Below are 20,936 nucleotides of genomic sequence, written 5' to 3'. Positions count from 1 at the left end.
CTATCAAATGATTATTTCACTCGTAAAATGACTTACAACCAACCCGAGAGGATCTGCCCATGAGCTCCTGGTTCTTATCCAACCTCAACCCTTGGCCCTTAATCCTGGGGCTGGCAGTCATGATAATTGGCATCGCATTGCTCTACCGCGCTTGGCAAAAGCCCGCGCGCAACTGGTCATTGATTAGCTTGGGCTGGATTGCCCTGTTACTGGTGCATTGGCCATTGGGCATAGCGCTAAGTCTGGATCGCGGTTGGGCAATAGCTGCCATTTTGCCGGGTTTTATCGCCCTACTCTGGATTGCCATGACTACACCATGGCGTGACTGGAATATTCAGGGGCGCCAAAAGCCGGTACGCACAGCCAATTCACCTGCAGTGCCTGCCAGCACCCGGGTCAATCAAACCGGTCAGGTGCTATTACAGATACTCGTCGTGGGATTGCTGTCATTCGCTGCAGCCATTGGTGTCGCTCTCGCCCTTTTTTCTTTACTCGAAGGCAGTGTGATCAATCGCACTGTGTTTGCAGCCCTGCTGGTAATGGTGCTTTGGCCTGCGTTGATGGTGTGGAGCAAAGCCAACGACTCACTGCTCAAGCCCGCCATGTATTTTGCAGGAATTACCTTGGGTGGATTGTTATTTACACCGGTATTTTTTTTAACCCGCTGATTGGCAGGCAGTGAATCAATTGCCATTAGTAAACAAAAAATTAGCGCACGGCCGGCTAAACAATATTTCGAGAGAAAGCAACTGTGTCAAAGTTATTTAAGTTATCTGCTAACACTGTACGCGCTAGTCTTAACGCACACTCAGGATTGGGATTGTTTATTGCGGCGTTACTTTATTTAGTCTGTATAACCGGCGTTATATCCGTTTTTTATCCCGATTTTGAGCGCTGGGAACAGCCGCAGATTCACGAGACAACACACGCAGATCCAATCGCAATTCAGAAGGGATTGGAGAATTTGCTCGACTGGCATAAACAACATAATCCGGATGCAAAACCCTTTGAAGATATTTGGGTTGGACTCCCCACTGTTGAAATGCCACGTTTTAGTGTCGGCGGCCATATCGACGTGATTGAAGCGCAGTTTTTTGTGAATACCGATGGCACACTCGGTGAAAAAGTAGATCACGAATGGACTCACTTTTTAGTGAAACTCCATTACGCCCTCACCATTCCCGGCATTTGGGGCATGGTAGTGGTTGGTGTAATCGGGATGGTTCTGGTCGGCATGATTATCAGCGGAATTGCTGCGCATCCAACTATTTTCAAGAATGCTTTTTCCTTGCGTATTAATCGTGGCCAGCGCCAACAGCAAGTAGATTTGCATAACCGTATAGGCGTGTGGAGTACACCCTTTATGTTGGCCATCGCCATTACCGGTGCACTGATTGGTTTGTCGCAAATTATTTTATTCGTTTTCGCCAGCAGCTTTTTTAAAGGTGACACGACAAAAATTACCAGCGAACTGTATTTACCTCACCCCGAAGCAACTAATGTTGCCGCGCCGTTTATGAATGTGGCGCCAATTTTGGAAAAATTTACGCGCGAACATCCCGATTTACTGCCCTACTATTTCAGCATTCATTTTCCCGAAACTACCGCCCAAACGGTGGAGCTGGGCGCTTATTTGCCCGACCGCTTAGTTTGGTACGACGCGTTTCAATTTAATCTGCACGGCGAACAAATAAAACACCTCAACTGGCCCGATGGCGATATCGGCATGCAAATTTATGCATCCACCTATCGCCTTCATTTCGGCCATTTCGGCGGCTTACCGGTAAAAATGTTGTACGCCATTCTAGGCCTAGGCATGTGTTTTATGTGTGCGACCGGTATGAATATCTGGTTTCGTCGTCAGCAACAAGCAGGCAATACCTATCCGAAATTGGAACGAAGCTGGCTCGCTGTTGTGTGGGGATTCCCGTTAGCCATTGCGATCAGTTTACTGGTGGACGTCTGGTGGTCAACGCAATTGGTCGCCGTTTTCTGGGGCAGCAGTTTACTCATTTTTATTGCAGCGTTAGCCATCACTAATCGCCAAATACTTTCGATAAGTTTACGCCTTGCGCTTATCGCGAGCATCGTGCTGATCCTGGTTATCCACGTTATTAAATTTGGCAGCAATTCATTCAGTGACGCCAGTTTATTGATCAATATTTTATTTGTTATTGCCGTAGCACTGCTGGGATTGGGGCTAGGACTGGGATCGACGTTAAATCGCCGTTCATTATCAAAGGAACAAGAAAACGCAGTGACTGAAATGCCTTCCGTTGCGGATTAAGCCTCCGATTTATTGTTGCAATTAACCCCCCTTAAAAACCACTGTTTAGAGACTCATTATGCAATTCAAAGCATTTGCCCTGGCACCACTGTGCCTTGCCATTAGTGTGGCAACCCAAGCACAGGATAGCGCCGCAAAAAAGAAACCAGCAGCAAAAAAAGCGGAATACGCCGTTGAAGAAGTATTTATCACCGGTGTGCGCGACAATCGCACCAGCAAGGGCGCCACTGGCTTGGATCTCACACTCAAAGAAACACCGCAGTCCATCAGCGTCATCTCGCGCGAATTAATGAATGATTTCGGTGTTAACAACCTAAATGATGCGTTGAAGCTTGCTACCGGTATTCAGGTGGAAGCCTGGGAAACCAACCGTACCAATTACATGTCGCGCGGTTTTGAAATTAAGAACACTCAGATCGACGGCGTAGGCATGCCCAACAGCTGGGGTATCGTCACTGGCGAAATGGATACCTTCGCCTACGAAAAGCTGGAAGTTATTCGCGGCGCTAACGGTTTATTAACCGGCGTCGGCAATTCATCCGGCACCATCAATTATGTACGCAAGCGCCCCACCAATGAACAGGAAGGCAGCCTTGGCGTGAGTGCAGGTTCATTTGATTTCCGTCGCGTACAAGCGGATTACTCAACACCATTTACCGAATCTGGTGAATGGGCAGGCCGGGTAGTCGTTGCCGCCGAAGATAAAGATTCCTGGTTGCGCGGCTACGAAAATGACCGCGTCTTTTTGTACGGTGTTGTCGATGGGCAGCTCACGGAAAACTCTACCTTGACGACCGGCTTTTCCCATCAGAAAAATGAATCCAAGGGTAATATGTGGGGCGCGTTGGTATTGACCTACACCGATGGCACCCAGGCAGAATTCCCGCGCGACAGTTCAACGGCGCAAAGCTGGACTATGTGGGACACACGCAATGACAGTGCATTTGTAGAGTATGTTTACAATTTCTCCAACAGCTGGAATGCAAAAGCCACTTATAACTACCGCGAATCCGAAAGCATGGACAAATTATTTTATGTGATTGGATCTATCGATAAAGAAACCGGCTTGGGCTTAATGGGTTGGCCAGGTAATTGGCCAGATGAAAATAAAGAAGATCTGGTTGATCTCGCTTTAAATGGTACCTTCGATTTAGGCGGGCGCGAACATCAACTGGTTTTAGGTTATAGCTACAGCGATAGCGAATACTATTCGTCGCAACGCCCCCACGCGGCAACCGAACCCGCTGCCGGGCCATTGCCAGTATTTCCCTATGACTGGGACGCAATCCCGGAACCTCAGTGGGGCGCTAAAATATTGCAAGGCGCAACCTTCCAAAATCTGGAACGTGTTTATGGTTCAGTTAAATTAAGCCTCACTGATTCGCTCACCGGTATATTGGGCTTTAACCAAGCGGAATATTCGCGTGACGGACAAAGCTATGGCGCACCTTTTGATCAAACAGAGCGCGAACTTAGTCCGTATGTTGGGCTGACGTACGACATTACCGACAGTGTATTGGTTTACGCAAGTTACTCGGATATTTACCAGCCACAAGATCAAAAAGATTTTAATGAGCAATATCTGGCCCCTTCGCAAGGCGTTAATTACGAAGTTGGCGTGCGCTGGGAACTGACTGAAAACCTGATGGCAACACTCGCGCGCTTTAAAGCCGATCAAAAAGACCTGGGCACTTACGCTGGGCTCAACGACAAAGGTCAATATTATTACGCGGGTGTAGATGTTTATTCTGAAGGTACCGAGCTGGAATTGATTGGCAGTTTCACCGAATATGACCAGTTAGTTTTAGGTTTAACGTCGCTCGATCTTGAAGGCGAAAGCGGACAAGACATTTATAAATGGGTACCGCGCGAGACGGCGAATATCACTTACTCGTCACAACTACCGAGTTTTCCTGCATGGCGATTAGGTGCCGGTATTCGCTACCAATCCGATATCCAGAAAGACGGCACCCTGCTTAAACAATCCAGTTACACCACTATTAATTTATTCGCCGCGTGGGATGTTACTGATGCATTTGATATCCAGCTTAATGCCAATAACATCACCGATGAAAAATATCTGACCTCGCTGTACAACGTCGGCTACTACAGTGCACCAGCAAATTTTGCCATTGGTGCAAATTACAAGTTCTAACTACCAAACTATGCCAGAGTCTTCACGACTCTGGTGTTGTATGCACCTTGATAAATTTCAAGTTTTGCGCCGACAAGCTTTCGCGCGAAATAGGTTCGCCGCGCAAAATGACCCAGTTAATCGCATCGTAAGCAGTAATATCTTGCAGGGGATTTTTACCAAGCAGTAATAAATCTGCCTGCTTGTGCGTCGCTATGCTGCCAATCTCCCGCTCCAGGCCCAAACGTTTAGCGTTGCCAATAGTCAATGCTTTAAACAAATCCACTAGCGGGATTCCCATTGCTTGCCACCGATCCATTTCCATTCGACCATTCAAACCAGGAAACTGGGTATAAATTGGACCGCTTGGGGTGTCGCTGCCGAATATCAATAACGCATGTTGGTTTAGCGGCTGGCTTACTTGCTGGACACGGGTTAGTAGTGGTTGATAAACCGTTTTTATTTGCTGGTATTTTTGTTCGTCTGTCAGTGACGCGGTTTCACCCAGGTAACTGCCAATCTCATTTTTCATCCACTGCCCCGCTGGCGTTTGATACCAGTCAATTAATTTCCCGGGCATATAATGGCGCAGGCTGGGCTGGTGAAAAAAAGCGGGGTTCAACAACTCCTGCTCCCCGTAAATAACCTGCACTGAAGGCTGCACGGCAATCTTTGCGTCAATCAAGCGCTGTGCAATCCGTTGCAACTCACCCGGCGTTGTCGCTGGTTGCGCATTCCATAAACCATGCACCAACATATCCACGCCGGTTGCCAAAGCAAACTCGTAAGACTCCAGCGAATTGCCGTGCAGAAAAACTGGTAGCTGCTTTTTATGCGCTTCAGCCACCAGCTCACGCACTATGGCTTCACTGGGAACGGGTAAGTTTCTGACCTTGCCAAAGCCTTTTTCATAAAAAATTTTCGCGCAGCGCGCGCCGTCCTTTTGCATGGCTTCGATTAGATGGGCAGGCGTGTGCGCAGCTGGGTCTGCCAACTCCGTCGAAGGATGCGCATGGCGGTCATGTAAAAAATAACGCGCCACATCCACCTTTTGTAACGCCTCTTCAGGAATTACTGCTATAGGATAACCCTTGGGAATGGGCACCGGCGCACAATAATGAGCACGAGGAGCGAGGGGCTGCTGGTTCCAGCTGTCGATAAACGCTTTGGTATTTACTAGATCCAGCAGCGTGGTAAACCCGGCATAAAGGTAACTTTTTGGGATTTGTGCCAACGCCTCCTGATAAAAATCCGAATGCGCTAACTCACCATCAGGAACCCCCGGCACGCCGCGCAAGTGAACATGGCTATCAATCAAGCCGGGAATCAAATACTGCCCGTGCCCATCGATTACCTTATCAGCCGTAAACTCCCGGGTTCCAATCGCTTGAATTTTGCCGTGACGGATCAATACGTTCTGTGGTTTTTTGCTCAGTGTTGCGTCGGCATTCACCAGAGTGACAGCACGAATAACGAGCGATTCAGAATCATGGTTATTGGCTTGCGCCCTCACAGAGAAGAGATTAATCAGACTGCAAACAAGTAAAACGAGGTGACTGCTTTTCAGTTTCGTCATTTCCGGCTCCATCAATTAAACACAATGTTGATGCGGATTTTGGTAATAAACCCTAGGGATAACGACCTGAAACGCGATTGAGGACCCGAAAATAGGTAAAATCGACTCAAATCCACCAAAAAACTACCTTGTGCTTGGGAATCGGCATGCAAGAAAGCCTTATACACATTTATTTATCGGCCGCGATTCTGTGTTTGTTGTTGGCCCTGGGTTTTTTAATTTCACCCAAATTGCAAACCCGGCCCTCCCGTTTGCTGGGTATTAACTACGGACTTTATGCATTGCAGAATTTTTTGGCGGTGCTGATCCTGAGTTTTGGATGGGAGCTGGCGATACTTTTAAGGGCCACCATCGCCATGGCTCTGGGTCCGGCGATTTACTTTTATTACGCGAGCCTGGTGGGCGAAATGCGTTCAGCAAAAATCCGCATCCTGCATTTTTTGCCCGCACTCTTTGTACTTGTGCTCTGGTTATCGAAAGCGCCCCTGCTTTGGACAATTGATTATTTCATTATTGGCAGTTTCACACTCTACCTGGTCGTGGTGATTCGTTTGCTAATAGGTGCCAGGGTTCGCTTGGCCCCACTCGGACAATTGGCCGATTCCGCCTATCGGTGGTTGTTTGTACTTGGGGTATTGATCGCTATTAATCTGGTTGTGGAAGTTAGCGCATATGTGGAAATACGCCATGGTACTAATCCCTCCAACTCTATTTCTGTTTTAATTGGCTCGTCGATTTTTTTACTTTTCCATATCGTCACCCTGTTAATGGTGATTATTCGTGCCCCATTATTGGAATGGATGCACGCATTGCAAGACCTGCGCTCTAGCAAAGTAAAAAATCTGGGGGAGGATGAAGCCAAAGCCATTTTCGAACGTTGGGAGCGTGTCGTTATGGAACGACAACTCTATAAACAGGAAGGTGGTATTACGCTGGATCAGGCGGGTCGAATCCTGGTGATTCCCGCCCGTCAAATATCCCAGGCGATTAACCGCATCTATGGCGGCAGCTTCTCTCAATACCTCAATGATTGCAGAGTGAAAGCGGCGCAGAAATTATTAATCGAAGCGGAACAAATGCCCATCACCACACTTATGCTGGAAGCGGGATTCAGCACCAAATCCAACTTCAACAAAGAGTTTCAGCGGGTCACTGGTGTTTCACCCAGTGAATACCGCAAGCAACAGCAAGAACAATAAATTAGTGTAATTTTTTATTGCTTAAAGCCTTTGCCCACCACATAAACCTCACGCGAGCGCGGGCGTGACGCGGCAGGCTTGCGAATTAATACTTTTTCAAAAGACGTTTTTACCTCTTTGATGTATTCATCGCTGCCTTCACCCTGAAATACCTTGGCAACGAAATCGCCTTTGGGCTTTAACACGCGACGTGCCATGTCGAGGGCGAGTTCAACAAGGTACATAGACGAGGCTTGATCGACCGCATCTACGCCGCTGATATTCGGAGCCATATCAGAGATAACTACATCCGCTTTGCGCTCACCGAGTTTTTCCATAATCTGGTCGAATACAGCTTCTTCGGTGAAATCACCCTGAATAAAATCCACGTGCTCCAACGAATCCATCGGCAGAATATCCGAGGCGACTACCCTGCCCTTTACCCCCACCAAACGCCCGGCAATTTGCGACCAACTGCCCGGCGCCGAACCCAGATCCACGACCAATGCACCGGGGCGAATCAATTTATCCTTATCGTTCAGCTCGATCAGCTTATACGCCGCGCGCGCGCGATAGCCGTCAATCTGCGCTTTTTTAACATAAGGATCATTGACGTGTTCGTCCAACCAACGGTTACTACTTTTGGATCTGGCCATGGAGTAAAACTCAATAGAGAAGCGGAAAACCACAGCATTGTAAGGGGTTGATAGCGATAAAACAAAAAGCATCGCGTTATAACCATATTTTCCGAATCCAATAAAAAAGGGGAGCCGAAGCTCCCCCTAACTCACGCAACACAAACTGTTATTAGAACAACTTACCCAGATTAATCAGCTGGGTTTCACCGCTGTGGTCATTCACGCCGTCGTTGTCGGTCACTATGTAGACATAGCCATTTGCCATAACCGCGGTGCCTTCTACTTTTTCCAACAGCGGACCGGTAGTGCCGCCCAACACTGGTTTAATGTCTTTGATCAGGGTTTTGGTAATGGTTTGACCGTCGGTCACCGCCTGCAAATTAATTTTGTACAGGCGCTTGATGGATGCATCCGGGCCGCCGCGGTTATCGCGCTCCAGCACCATAAATTCACCATTGCCCAATGAAGTGATTTCCGACAGACCTACCCAACCACCCGCATATTGCGAGTTATAGGCATCCAGCGGATAAAACACAAACTTCCAGGTTTTGCTGGCCAGGTCATAAATACCAATGCGCGGATTGGTTTCAGCACCCCAGGCGCGTTGGAAGGCGAGATACAAACTGTTGTTGTATTCGGCAATACCTTCAAAACCATTATTGGTTTGCAACGCATTTACGGTGGTTGGCAACCCAATAACTGATTGAATTACTCCGAACGCATCGGTTTTAAAAATCAGGTTGCTGGATTTTGCGTCCGCCGCCGCGCCAGAGCCTTCCGATGCAATCCAAAAGCCGCCATCACTCGCTTTCGCCAAACCTTCAGGGTCAAGGTTTACCGATTTATCCGCATTGATCATTGCTGCTAATTCCGCATTGGAAAAGCTTGGTAAACCCGCATTAATTCCTGAATTTGCAAAAACGTTGTTGCTATCCCAAATTTTTGTTTCGCCCACAATCAACGCGGGCTTACTGCTAACGTCCAGTGTGAAAATTCGATTCTGACCAAAGAAACTGTCTTCGATGGAATAAAGCGTGTTGGTATTGTAAGCATCCACCGACAACGCCGAGAGCGCGCTCCAGGGAATTGGGTTGCCATCCGGGCGATTAATAGATTGCACCGTTGGATATTTCTGCGCTTGCGTGTTGTACGAATAAATATTAATGCCGGCGCGAATGGCGACGTTGCGCAAATCGCTCTCAGACGCAACCACTAACAAATTGCGCGCAGGAATTGCCAAACCACCTTCTGGTGCTGCAGTAGCTGGTAAGGCTTGCTTAAACACAGGTTTTTTCGGATCAGCCAAGTCGTACACAAAAATCAAGCTGGAACGCTCGGAATTTACAAACAGGAAACGTTCGTTACCAAACACGCCCAACTCAATATTTTCCGGCTCGTTGCCTTTAGCATCGGAACGACGATCTTGATAGTGGCCAAAGCGAATTGCCAGGTCATCCAATTCGGAACCTGAATCCCAAACCACCTCGCCCATTTTGTTAAATACCGTGAACCCACGTGTACCACCATTCAAATCGCCTTCGTTGGCAGTCGCAAAATAATCAGTGTTAATCCAACTCACGCCGTCCGGCTCACGCAAGCGCGCTTTCTGTACTTCCACTGGTTTAATAACTGCCGGGCGATCATCAGTTAAATCCACATTGACGAGGTCGACACTACCGGCACTGAAGTGACGAATGACTTCACCAGTCGCTAGATTGATTAACGCAATGTGATTATTTTCCTGCAGCGTTACCACCGCAATATTGTCAGCGTTGATGTCGACATATTCCGGCTCCGGGTCAGACGGATAAAGTGCAGCAATTCCCGTTAAATTTACGTCGCGCGTGGTCCATGCGCTTGGCGCTGCTGCGGTCAAATCCACGATCACTAATTTGCCCGCTGGCAATTGTGGAGGAACACCGCCATTTAAACTTTCATCGCGTTCGTTTTCGATCACAACCAACGCATATTTCCCATCGGGGCTGACTGCTACAGAATCCGGTTGACCACCAAGATTAATGCTATGAACCAGAGTCTTGGTTGCTATATCAACAATTGCCAATTTGCCAGATACGTTAACGAAATCCGCTGAGGTATTTACGGCAACCAGAGCATTCGCACCTTTCACAGCAATAGACGTTGGCTCGCCACCCATCGCGAGCACACCAGTTGCTTTGGGTTGCGCGGGGTTGGCGATATTAACAAAACCGATTTGGTTTTTAGGGCTATCGGTATACACCAGAGTCATACCATCGGTACTTGCCGCTACAATTTCTGCCGCGGTAACATCATTGGTATTACAAGTTGCATTAATTTGCATACAACTGGGCAGAGTCGCCACGCGATTAAAATTCATCTGCGTATTGATTACACTTTTATCGCACTGGTACGTGGTTTGGGAAACTTCAGTAGATTGCAGAGTATTGTCGTTGTTGGCATCCACACCACTTTCAATTTTCACTCCACCTTTAAAACACTGGGCATTGCCGGCGGCAAGTACCGTTTGACTCAGTAAACTTTTTGCACCGTTAGAACCATTAGCGCCATTGCTGCCATTAGTGCCGTTAGTACCATTGGTGCCATTTTTACCATCGTCACCACCACAGGCGGTCATCAATATTGGCAAGCTCGCCACTAGCATCAGTGGCAATAGTTTTCGTGTAAATTGCATGGGTTTGTCCTTCAAAAAGGTTGATTACGAAGACAGAAGCCCGCAAGGATGGTGACGATTTGTGACGGGAAGATTGCTATTGGATGAAGCTTTGATGACAATCCATGGCCATTTAGCAGCAGGTGGACTTGATGCTTAGTTAAGACCAACAAAATACAGCTTTATTACAACGGAGAAATAATGGTTAGGCTCGCTAAATCTTTGTTACGAATTTTATTAGTTCTCGGGGCAATAATTTTTTTACTTTGGCTGGCAATTGCCCGTCCCGCTTTTACGAAATCCACTACAGATGAAACTCTCTCATTTATAAACCCTGAAGACCTTAAGCGTAGGGTTATTTTTCTTAGCCAAAATGCTATTCCACGGGATAGTGAAAACCCAAACAATTTAAACGCAACGGCTGAGTATATAAAGACCCAACTTGAACAATACTCAACCAGCGTCAACTATCAAACCTATCAGGTAGAGAACACAGACTTCAAAAATGTTATTGCAGAATTTGGCCCTAATACAACGGAAGTAATTGTTATTGGTGCTCACTACGATGCCTACGGCGAACACCCCGCTGCCGATGATAATGCCAGCGGTGTGGCAGGCTTAATTGAACTGGGGAAATTATTGCAAGGAGCAAATCTAACACACAAAGTTCAGTTGGTTGCCTACACACTGGAAGAGCCACCTTATTTTGATTCCGAATTCATGGGTAGTTTTGTGCATGCAGCATCGCTGCGTAAAAATAACCTGAACGTAAAACTAATGATTTCGTTAGAAATGATTGGCTACTTTTCAGAGCAACCAAACTCCCAATCATTTCCCATTCCTCTGCTGAATTTGTTTTATCCCAACAGGGGAAATTTTATTGCCATAGTGGATCAATTATTGGCTAACCAGGCTACTCCGTTAAAAGCGGCTATCAATAAATACACCGATCTGGATGCCTATTCTATTAATGCTCCCAGCCAGGTCACTGGTATAGATTTCTCAGACCATAGGAATTATTGGTTTCATGGCTACCCGGCAGTCATGGTGACCGATACCTCTTTCTATAGAAATAGTCACTATCATCACGCCAGCGACACTTATGAAAAGCTTGATTATGAGCAAATGGCCCGGGTAGTTTATGGTGTTTTCAAGTACATCCAGACATTAGACAACCAATAGTTATGCCCCTCACGATTAAGAATACCTCCCGATAAAACAGAGTGGATCACCTGCGTAATCCCGCGTAAAATGCGCGGGCTTCCAACCCCCTTTGCCGGAAAGTCACCGGCCAGGAGCTAATATGATCCGCATTAACGAACTCCAGCTGCCGCTGGATCACCCCGCTGACGACCTGCGTAAAGCCATAGTCCAGCGCTTGAAAATTAAAGATTCCGATCTGCTCGAATTCACCGTGTTTAAACGCAGCTACGATGCGCGCAAAAAAAACAGTGAAATCACTTTTGTTTATATCATCGACCTGCAAGTAAATAATGAAGAAAAAATTCTGCAGCGTTTTGCCGATGATAAAAATATCCGCCCCGCTCCCGATACTAATTACTACCCGGTTGCTCAGGCACCAGACAATTTAACCGAACGCCCACTAGTAATCGGCTTTGGTCCCTGCGGTTTATTTGCTGCACTGACGCTCGCGCAAATGGGCTTTAAACCCATTGTATTAGAACGCGGTAAAGATGTTCGCCGCCGCACCAAAGATACCTGGGCCTTATGGCGCAACAAAGTATTAACACCGGAATCCAACGTGCAATTTGGGGAAGGTGGTGCGGGTTTATTTTCCGATGGAAAACTTTACAGCCAAATCAAAGACCCGAAATTTTACGGTCGCAAAGTGATGTACGAATTTGTACGCGCTGGTGCGCCGGAAGAAATTATGTATGTGAGCAAACCGCATATTGGTACCTTTCGCTTAACCGGCGTAGTGTCCACCATGCGCGAAGAAATTAAAGCGCTCGGTGGTGAAGTGCGTTTTGAAAACAAGGTCAGTGATTTTATTATCGAGGACGGACGTATTCAGGGCGTTTGCCTCGCTGACGGTAGCGAACTTCGCAGCCGCTATGTCGTGCTGGCACTGGGCCACAGCTCGCGCGATACTTTTCGCAAATTACATGAACGCGGCGTTTTTGTGGAAGCAAAACCCTTCGCGGTGGGCTTTCGCATCGAACACCCGCAATCATTAATTGATCACGCGCGCTTGGGTAAATACGCAGGTCACCCGGAGCTAGGCGCGGCGGATTACAAACTGGTTTATCACGCGAAAAATGGTCGCGCGGTTTATAGTTTTTGTATGTGCCCGGGCGGTACTGTGGTTGCGGCGACATCGGAACCGGAACGCGTAGTCACCAATGGTATGAGCCAATACTCACGCAACGAGCGCAATGCGAACGCGGGCATTGTCGTGGGCATTGATCCAGAAAAAGATTTCCCCGGCGGCCCCCTCGCCGGTGTCGAGCTGCAGGAAAAACTGGAATCGCGCGCGTATGAGTTAGGCGGTAAAGATTACTGCGCACCGGGACAACTTGTCGGCGATTTTATTCGCGGCAAACCTTCCAAGGAATTCGGCGAAGTGGAGCCCTCTTACAAGCCAGGGGTAAAACTCGGCGATCTTGCGCCTTCCCTCCCCGATTACGCAATTGAAGCCATTCGCGAAGCCCTGCCGGAATTCGGCAAACAAATTCGCGGATTCGATCGCAAAGACGCGGTGTTAACCGGTATCGAAACCCGTACCTCATCGCCCGTGCGCATTACGCGCGACTACGAGACACTGCAAAGCCTCAACACTCGCGGCCTCTACCCGGCTGGCGAAGGTGCGGGTTACGCAGGCGGCATTTTGTCAGCGGGTGTAGATGGGATCAAAGTCGCTGAAGCCTTGGCCAAGGCAATGCTGGCGGACTTGGGCGGCTAATTTTCCGCCCTTATAACCTGTCACCTAAATATTTAATCCTACAAGTACTATAAGTGCTATTGATTTCAATAGCACTTGCCTACTAGTATGAATGACCATAAGGTTATTTGTGCTGTCTTTCCCGTGCTACCGCTCCTGGCTTTCTCGCTGCTCCCCCGTACGGTCAAAGGAAATAACCCTGGCTCTACCCAATAATTAATAAAATTCGGAGACTGACATGTCCAACAAATTGCTCCCGCTCGGATACGCGGTGGGCCTGCTCGCTTTTAGCTCAGGCCTCGCTGCACAAACCACTAACCCCGGCAATTGCGGCTACACCGTAAATTCCGGACTTTACGCTACCTGGCCCAACCCAACGTCCTATCAGGGCTGGTCCGCCGTGGCGAACAAAACTGGCGAAGTTGCCAAAAGCTTCCAGATATTACTGGATGTAGGCAACACCAGTATTCGCGATGGCTATCAAGCCGAGTACAGTCCCACTGAGGGCGGTTATCTGGTTAACTCGCCTTCATATCTGCAATACCAAACTATTCGCTCGGGCAAAGAATACAAATTTGGTTACATAGGCACAGGTACCTATACGGGAGCAACCGGTTATGTGATTGCGATCAACGGCAAAGCCTGTGATACCGATGCGCCCACCATCAGTTTGAGTGCAAACAAAAAATTATTTACCAGCAACGCCAACATCACACTCGACGCACAAGCAAACGATAACGTTGCGGTACGCAAAGTCGTGTTTGAAGTCAATGGCAAAGTAATCGGCCAGGTTACCAAAGCGCCCTTCACCCTGAGCATTCCGGTCACGAGCACTGACAATGGGCGCCAGGTTTATACCGCCACGGCCTATGACCCCAGCGGCAACAAAACCGCCTCTAATTCGGTGCGCGTATTTACCGCCATTGGCAACCGCTTCTTGGGCTCCGCCGTGGACAAAGCCGCAGAGTTCGATGACCTCCCGTTCTATTTCGATCAACTTACTCCGGGCAACGCCGGCAAATGGGGCAGCGTAGAAGCCACACGTGATGTAATGAAATGGGAAGAGTTGGACAAGGCCTATAACTTTGCCAAAACCAACGGTATGCGCTTCAAAATGCACACCTTGATTTGGGGCCAACAAGCGCCCGCATGGATTACCAGTTTACCGGCCGAAGAACAACTCGCCGAAATTGACGAGTGGATGGCGGAAGTGGCTGCGCGTTATCCGGACTTGGATATGATCGACGTTGTAAACGAGCCACTCCACGCACCGGCCGGTTATCGCAATGCGCTGGGTGGCGCAGGTGTCACCGGCTGGGATTGGGTCATTAAATCCTTTGAAATGGCCCGCAAGCATTTCCCCAATTCGCAGTTGCTGTTGAACGATTATCAAATCCTGATTATGGAATCTTTCACTCAGGACTATTTGAAAATCATTAAAGTGCTACAAGAGCGCGATCTGATCGACGGCATAGGTTTGCAATCTCACTTCCTTGAGCGCGCTGAAAATAGCGTGGTGAAGAAAAATCTGGAAACACTCGCCGCGACAGGTTTGCCAATTTACATTTCTGAATTCGATTTGAATTTCAAAAATGATGCGCAACACGCAAATCGCGTGCGCGATCTGTTCACCATCTTCTGGGATAACCCATCGGTGGTTGGCGTTACCCACTGGGGCCATTTACAAGGTTACATGTGGCGAGAAAATGCTTATTTGATTCGCACCAATAAAACCCTGCGTCCCGGTTTTGAATGGATGCTCTGCTATGTTGCCGGTGGCACCAATTGCGCCGTGCCTTACTATGTTCCAGCCGGTTGGAGCGGCGATGCGAGCGGCATCACCTTGCAAGCCGAAGAATATGATGAGGGCCAAGGCATAATCGCTTCGGGCGACACAGTTTCCTACACCGATAAAGGCGACTGGATTGCCTTCAAAAAAGTGAATTTCCAAAGCGCTTGGGATCAACTCAGCATCACCTATCTGAAAGGTAACGCAGACGTGGGTTCAGTCTCGTTCCATTTGGATAGTTTGGATGCAGCGCCCTTAGTAGAAAAAGAATTGGAATCCAGCGGCGGATGGGGCACTGCGAAAACCCTGACCATGCCATGGCCAGCAGTGAGTGGCCAACACGACGTTTACATTAAATTTAATAATGTCTACGGCGTAGCCAACCTGGATGCAGTGAAATTCCACGCTCCACTAGCCGGCAATGGTTTTGGCCCGAACCTGATCCCCAACGGCAATTTTGAAAGCGGCAGCGCCAGCGGTTGGTTTAGCTGGAATGGCACCATCACCGCCGATACCGCGCTGGCTCATAACGGCAGCTACGCACTGAAACTGAGTAACCGTAACGGCAACGGTCCAGCCGCTTACAGTTTGACCTCGCTGGTTAGCGCAGGGAATAAATATTCAGTGAAACTCTGGGCCAGTATCGCCGGCGCCGCATCGGCCAATATCAACGTCACCAGCAAAATTGGTTGTGCAGGTACTGACACTTACAGCTGGTTGGTAAGCCCGGTAACTGTCAACAATGGTCAATGGGTCGAGTTGTCCGGCGACTTGAATGTGCCCAACTGTGCGCTGACAGACGTGTTGATTTTTGCCGAAGGCCCTGCCGGTGGCATTGATATTTATCTGGACGATGTATCAGTGCGCCAATATGTGAGCAGCAATTTGGTAAGCAACGGCGGCTTTGAAGCGGGCAATGTGAGCGGATGGTCTTCCTGGAATGGAACCGTCGCGGCAAGCACCGAATTTGTAAAATCCGGCACCTACAGTTTGAAATTGAGTAATCGCAGTGGCAACGGCCCAGCGGCATACAACAATTTGAAACCCTTGCTGGAAGCCGGTAAAACCTATTCAGTCAGCATGGCCGTAAGTATTCAAGGTGCAGCAACTGCACCGGTGAATATCACTCGCAAACTCACTTGCGGTAGCAATACCACGTACAGTTGGGTCGCCAACACGGGTGCAGTTACTGAAGGCGCATGGACAACCCTGACCGGCGATTTGGTGATTCCTGCTGACTGTGTGATCAATGACTTTCTGATTTACGCCGAAGGCCCTGCTGGCGGCATTAATATGTTTATCGACGACGTAGTGGTTACTGCTAAATAGTTGTTCGACACCCGAACAAAAAACCCGGTGGAAGTGAAATTCCACCGGGTTTTTTGTTTATGGGCGCACCGATGCTAGAATACACCACTCAATTTACACACCCGCCGCATTCACCCGCAAGATCCCAGGCCGCCATGAAAATCGACGACATAAAAAAACTTCACCAAAAAAAATACCGTTCAGAGTTCGGGCATTTTCTGGTGGAAGGTGAACATTTAATACTGGAGCTAGAGAAAGCAGCGACGAGCAATCCTCTGTTAGCAAAGAGTGAAATATACGCTACCGAAAACTTTCACAACTTTCCCAGCCCTTTTAAAACACACCTAGTCAGCGAAAAGCAGATGGCGCAGATGTCAGACACAAAAACACCCCAGGGGATAGTTGCTGTCGTTCCGATTTTGCCCAAAGTGCCAACGCAAATCGGCAATCAAAAAACGATTTACCTTTACGAAGTTCAAGACCCAGGCAACCTGGGCACCATTCTGCGCAGCCTCGGATGGTTTGGAAATTTTCGCTGCCTCCTCAGCCCGGGTTCTGTTGACCCTTACAACCCCAAGGTAGTGCGCTCCAGCATGGGTGCGATTTTTCACGTACCTATGGAGTTGGATGTTCCATTAGCGGTATTAGCGCAACAATTTAAAACCATTGGTAGTCTGGATATGAATGGAAAACCACTCAGTGATGCCAGTTTTAAAAATTGTGATTGCTATGTGTTTGGCAACGAAGCGCGCGGTGTTCCGCGCGAAGAACTGCAAAAAATGGAGGCACAAGCCTTTACGATTAGTGGATGCGGAGCCATTGAATCCCTAAACCTGGCTTCCGCAGTGAACATGTGTGTTTACGAATTGATGCGCTAAGCGGATAAAGGCCGAACTCGACATACACCAGCGAATACAACGTTAGTGTATAGATCAAACCAGGTTAGAAATCGTAACCGACCGCAAACCGGTAACCGATATTTTGAACAACCAAATTAGAATTTTTTGTTCCGTCATAAACATAATTGCAACTGGACTCACAAATGCCGCCCTCTCGTACGCGCTGCTCGAAGGAAACCTTGGTGTCATCGCCAAAATCAAAATAGTTGGTTTGCCTACCAATATCTAAATACAAATTTTTAGTCGGGTAGAAACGTAAATACACCATATGACTAGCTGAATCTGTGCTGCCATCATAAAAAGTACGCGCACTACTCGCATTCAAACTTAAACGGCTAAACATAACCCAGCGAAAATTAAAGCTCGCACCCGCACCCAATTTATCAAAATCTATGTCCAATGCTTTATGAGCAGAGCGGTACTCGCTATCCAACTGGATCAATGACAACTCGGGAGAAAAATCAATTTGCATGCGTCCGTTAGCATCCAACTTGAATACATGACGCAATGAAGACCGACGAATATCGTAGGAAGCAGCAACCTCGCCCACACCTATCATTTGATACTCAGGCTTATCAGGAAGCCTAGTGTTTCGAATTCTCGCTTCCCCATTCCCCTGCTCCCCAACTGCCGAGCTGACAAAGAGCTTATCGTCAACATTCACGTGCAGGATTTCCAATTGGGTGGCACTACGCCCTGATTTATGATGATGATTTAGCTGCAGTACTCGAGTGTCGGTTGGATTTTCGTAAATATCCAAATCCTGGACACTGCGAGAATTGCCTCCCCAACTACAACCGCCTGCCACCACTGCAAAACAACCTAAAAATACCAATCTCGACTTTTTTAAATCCATTTCGCCTTCCTAAACCTGATAGTAAATTCCGAAGCGGCAGGATATAGGAAACCGGATTAACTCTTCAACACCCAACTAGAATGCGGCGCACATATGAACTATTTTCACTACCCACTTGAAACTACGAAACACTTCGTATAAGTTATTACGAAGAACTACGTAGTAATGGGTATTACTCTTTTTTGGAAGAAAATATGTCAATAACCCCCACCCCGGCTGAATTGGAAATATTGCAAGTACTTTGGCTATTACAAGAAGCCAAAGTACAGACGGTCAACGATAAACTGAGTGAAATCAAACCTGTTGGTTATACAACCACCCTAAAAACCATGCAGATAATGGAACAGAAAGGTTTATTAGGGCGCGAGAAGGATGGCAAAAGCCACATTTATTTTCCGTTAATAGCACAGGCCGACACACAAAGCTCCATGCTGGAAAAATTGTTGCAAAGTGCATTTGGCGGTTCCAAATCGCAATTGGTAATGCATTTGCTTGGCAATAAAAAGGTATCCAAAAAAGAGCTTAATGAAATAAAAGCATTTCTGGATAATATGGATAAATAGCCATGGAAAACGTTGTGCAATTCATGCAGCAAGATTGGATTAACTCGCTTGGCTGGATGCTATTGCACTCTCTATGGCAACACGCCCTAATCGCTTTATCTTGCGCACTAATACTAGCCTGCTACCGGCACGCGAGTGCAAATACTCGTTATCTGGCTGCATTGGCAAGCCTACTGCTAGCGTTATTTACCAGCGCAACTACTTTTTACAGCTACCAAAAAAACAGCACCAACATTGTAATTCACCCAACCCTGGCCGATGAGCCATTATCTCAAATTGAAAACTCCCTACACTGGGGGTTCGTTGATTTTATTAACACTTACATTAACAACATTGCCTTTATTTGGATGCTGGTTGTTGCTGCCATTGGAATTAAGATACTAGTCGATTATCGCTACAGCCAATACTTAAAAAACGACAACCTGACAACAACACCAGAAAAATGGAACTCAATATTCATGGGGCTTGCAAGAACGATTGGCATCTCACGCTCAATTGAACTTCGCATTTCATTGATTACCATTTCCCCTTGCGTTATCGGCCACATCAAACCTGTGGTACTACTCCCTATGAAACTACTGTTATGCATGAGCCAAGAACAAATAGAAGCGATTTTGTTGCATGAACTTGCCCATATCCGCCGCCAGGATTACCTGCTGGGAATAATACAAACACTGATAAAAACCCTCTTCTTTTTCAATCCCTTTTTACTATGGATTTCTTCTCAAATCGATAAGGAACGTGAACATGCCTGTGACGATATTGCTGTAACCATAAATCAAAACCCCATGTTGTTTGCCAATACACTGAAGGAGCTTGCTGAAATGAATACCAATAAAAAAATTGCAATGAATATCAATCACAAAAATTTACTGCTGCAGCGTGTTACTCGCCTGTTTAAAACACAAAAAAACGAATCCGCCATGAAAGCAGGTTCGACAACTGGTCTCGCCATTTTACTCAGCGGGCTATTAATCGCCATTTGTGCCAATGCAACACCAGACAAAATCGATAATAAAATCATCTCCCTTGATGTTGCCAAAATTTCTGCACATGAGGTGATGAAAGAAGTTAATAAGAAATGCGGCACCGCTGAAGTGCTCGCAAAAGCAGATAACGATGAAATAACACTTGTACTGGAAGATATAAGCTGCAAGGATGCAATTAAGCTATTGAAGGACTTTGCCGCAGGTGCCCCAGAATCGCTGTAAACCACAGGCAAGGCATGTATATGTGATGCATACACATACCTTGCACCTGCGCACAACAAAAACCATCTATTTTTTTAACGGGATCGTAGCCACAAGGCCCTTGGATAATAAACCGGGAAACACGCTGTGGTGATTCTCATTGGCTAAAACCTCAACCTTCAAGTTCAATCCTTTATAGTTACGTAAGCGCAATTGCTTTTCCATATCGTGCAAGTCCTTTACCATAGGGTAATAATCGTTTTCCAGCTCACCGACAAACATGGAGACATTTACCGGTAGTTGCGTATGGAATTTCGCGTACTCCTTTTCCATGCTGAACATCACCCGATTGTCGTACCACAACGAAGGACTACCAATGATGTAATCAGTAAAGAGCTCCGGTTTTGTAAAAAGGATATAGGCACCTAACAAACCACCAAATGAATGCCCTACGAACACTTTCTTTTTAGTATCGATACGATATTTTTGCTGCACCAACGGAATGACCTGAGTCTCAATAAAATCCACATACTCCTTGGCGTGACCAGATGCTAATCGACTAGCACTGGAATATCCGCTTTTTTCTATCGGCGAATAGGTAGGGGTATAGTCACGTGTGCGACTAATGCTGCGATCTTCACCTTTTGCGTAAGATATACCCACTACTACCGCTTCCTGTACTACAGCACCGCCCATTAACGCCATTGCACCAGTTGTGACTGGAAATGCGAAACGCGAATCGTTAACCAAAATTAAGGGGTAATTAGTTTTTGAATCGGCATAAGACTGTGGAACTTGAACATAAAGCTCGTAATCTTTATTGTTACTATTCGCATGAACACTCAGAGTTTCAAATTTGGGATATCCAAATGGAGGAAGCTCTGCTGCGATTACTTGACTCGTAAATCCAACTACGCTCATGAAAAGCGGCAAGACATAATCTATTCTTAAGAACATTTAATTCCC

15 protein-coding genes are annotated in these 20,936 nt (G+C 47.2%); 10 read left to right on the top strand and 5 right to left on the bottom strand.

The annotated features are described in order from the left end of the window. Positions 1–59: 59 nt before the first annotated feature. The 3 genes from D0C16_RS23495 to D0C16_RS23485 all read left to right on the top strand — a co-directional run bounded on the left by D0C16_RS23495 (position 60) and on the right by D0C16_RS23485 (position 4,442). A complete protein-coding gene (locus tag D0C16_RS23495) occupies positions 60–668 on the top strand; it encodes a hypothetical protein (RefSeq protein WP_151034667.1) in 609 nt (202 codons plus the stop codon). An 83-nt stretch (positions 669–751) separates the two neighbouring features. Then, entirely contained in the window at positions 752–2,287 is a 1,536-nt protein-coding gene (locus tag D0C16_RS23490; RefSeq protein WP_191968607.1) for a PepSY domain-containing protein, read from the top strand. Between the two features lie 58 nt (positions 2,288–2,345). Next, on the top strand, positions 2,346–4,442 hold the full coding sequence (locus D0C16_RS23485) for a TonB-dependent siderophore receptor (RefSeq protein ID WP_151034665.1): 2,097 nt from the start codon (positions 2,346–2,348) through the stop codon (positions 4,440–4,442). A 22-nt stretch (positions 4,443–4,464) separates the two neighbouring features. Here the strand turns inward: D0C16_RS23485 and D0C16_RS23480 are convergent, their stop codons facing one another. Continuing rightward, positions 4,465–5,997 carry an amidohydrolase family protein gene (locus tag D0C16_RS23480; protein WP_191968606.1) on the bottom strand — a complete coding sequence of 511 codons (1,533 nt, stop codon included), beginning with the start codon at positions 5,995–5,997 and terminating at the stop codon, positions 4,465–4,467. Between the two features lie 146 nt (positions 5,998–6,143). Between D0C16_RS23480 and D0C16_RS23475 the strand changes: the two genes are divergently transcribed. Then, positions 6,144–7,196 (top strand): helix-turn-helix domain-containing protein, encoded by a 1,053-nt coding sequence (locus tag D0C16_RS23475; RefSeq protein ID WP_151034663.1) that lies wholly within the window; start codon positions 6,144–6,146, stop codon positions 7,194–7,196. 14 nt (positions 7,197–7,210) lie between these two features. Here the strand turns inward: D0C16_RS23475 and rlmE are convergent, their stop codons facing one another. Next, positions 7,211–7,831: a 23S rRNA (uridine(2552)-2'-O)-methyltransferase RlmE gene (gene rlmE, locus D0C16_RS23470; RefSeq protein WP_151034662.1), complete on the bottom strand. Its 621-nt coding sequence runs from the start codon at positions 7,829–7,831 to the stop codon at positions 7,211–7,213. 151 nt (positions 7,832–7,982) lie between these two features. Next, positions 7,983–10,484 carry an esterase-like activity of phytase family protein gene (locus tag D0C16_RS23465; protein WP_151034661.1) on the bottom strand — a complete coding sequence of 834 codons (2,502 nt, stop codon included), beginning with the start codon at positions 10,482–10,484 and terminating at the stop codon, positions 7,983–7,985. A 180-nt stretch (positions 10,485–10,664) separates the two neighbouring features. Here D0C16_RS23465 and D0C16_RS23460 point away from each other — a divergent pair, with 180 nt between their 5' ends. The 4 genes from D0C16_RS23460 (at position 10,665) to D0C16_RS23445 (ending at position 17,340) form a co-directional block, all read left to right on the top strand. Continuing rightward, positions 10,665–11,645 (top strand): M28 family peptidase, encoded by a 981-nt coding sequence (locus D0C16_RS23460; RefSeq protein WP_151034660.1) that lies wholly within the window; start codon positions 10,665–10,667, stop codon positions 11,643–11,645. Between the two features lie 121 nt (positions 11,646–11,766). Beyond that, a complete protein-coding gene (locus D0C16_RS23455) occupies positions 11,767–13,386 on the top strand; it encodes an NAD(P)/FAD-dependent oxidoreductase (protein ID WP_151034659.1) in 1,620 nt (539 codons plus the stop codon). Positions 13,387–13,603: 217 nt separating this feature from the next. Then, positions 13,604–16,483, top strand: coding sequence for an endo-1,4-beta-xylanase (locus D0C16_RS23450; protein ID WP_151034658.1), 2,880 nt, complete (start codon positions 13,604–13,606; stop codon positions 16,481–16,483). A gap of 134 nt (positions 16,484–16,617) precedes the next feature. Then, positions 16,618–17,340, top strand: coding sequence for an RNA methyltransferase (locus tag D0C16_RS23445; RefSeq protein ID WP_151034657.1), 723 nt, complete (start codon positions 16,618–16,620; stop codon positions 17,338–17,340). Between the two features lie 64 nt (positions 17,341–17,404). Here D0C16_RS23445 and D0C16_RS23440 read toward each other — a convergent pair whose 3' ends face one another. Then, the gene (locus tag D0C16_RS23440) at positions 17,405–18,217 is read right to left on the bottom strand and encodes a hypothetical protein (RefSeq protein WP_151034656.1); all 813 of its coding nucleotides are present in this window, start codon (positions 18,215–18,217) and stop codon (positions 17,405–17,407) included. A 194-nt stretch (positions 18,218–18,411) separates the two neighbouring features. Here D0C16_RS23440 and D0C16_RS23435 point away from each other — a divergent pair, with 194 nt between their 5' ends. Beyond that, positions 18,412–18,780 (top strand): BlaI/MecI/CopY family transcriptional regulator, encoded by a 369-nt coding sequence (locus D0C16_RS23435; RefSeq protein WP_151034655.1) that lies wholly within the window; start codon positions 18,412–18,414, stop codon positions 18,778–18,780. A gap of 2 nt (positions 18,781–18,782) precedes the next feature. Then, positions 18,783–19,991, top strand: a complete 1,209-nt coding sequence (locus D0C16_RS23430) for a M56 family metallopeptidase (protein ID WP_151034654.1) — start codon at positions 18,783–18,785, stop codon at positions 19,989–19,991. A 66-nt stretch (positions 19,992–20,057) separates the two neighbouring features. On the opposite strand, the gene D0C16_RS23425 is transcribed toward D0C16_RS23430, so the two are convergent. After that, complete coding sequence (locus D0C16_RS23425; RefSeq protein WP_151034653.1) at positions 20,058–20,927, bottom strand: alpha/beta hydrolase; 870 nt, start codon at positions 20,925–20,927, stop codon at positions 20,058–20,060. Positions 20,928–20,936 lie beyond the last annotated feature (9 nt).

Source organism: Cellvibrio sp. KY-GH-1 (genome assembly GCF_008806975.1).
GTDB lineage: Bacteria > Pseudomonadota > Gammaproteobacteria > Pseudomonadales > Cellvibrionaceae > Cellvibrio.
Note: the sequence above shows the minus strand (reverse complement) of the source record. Positions and strands in the feature narration are given on the sequence as shown.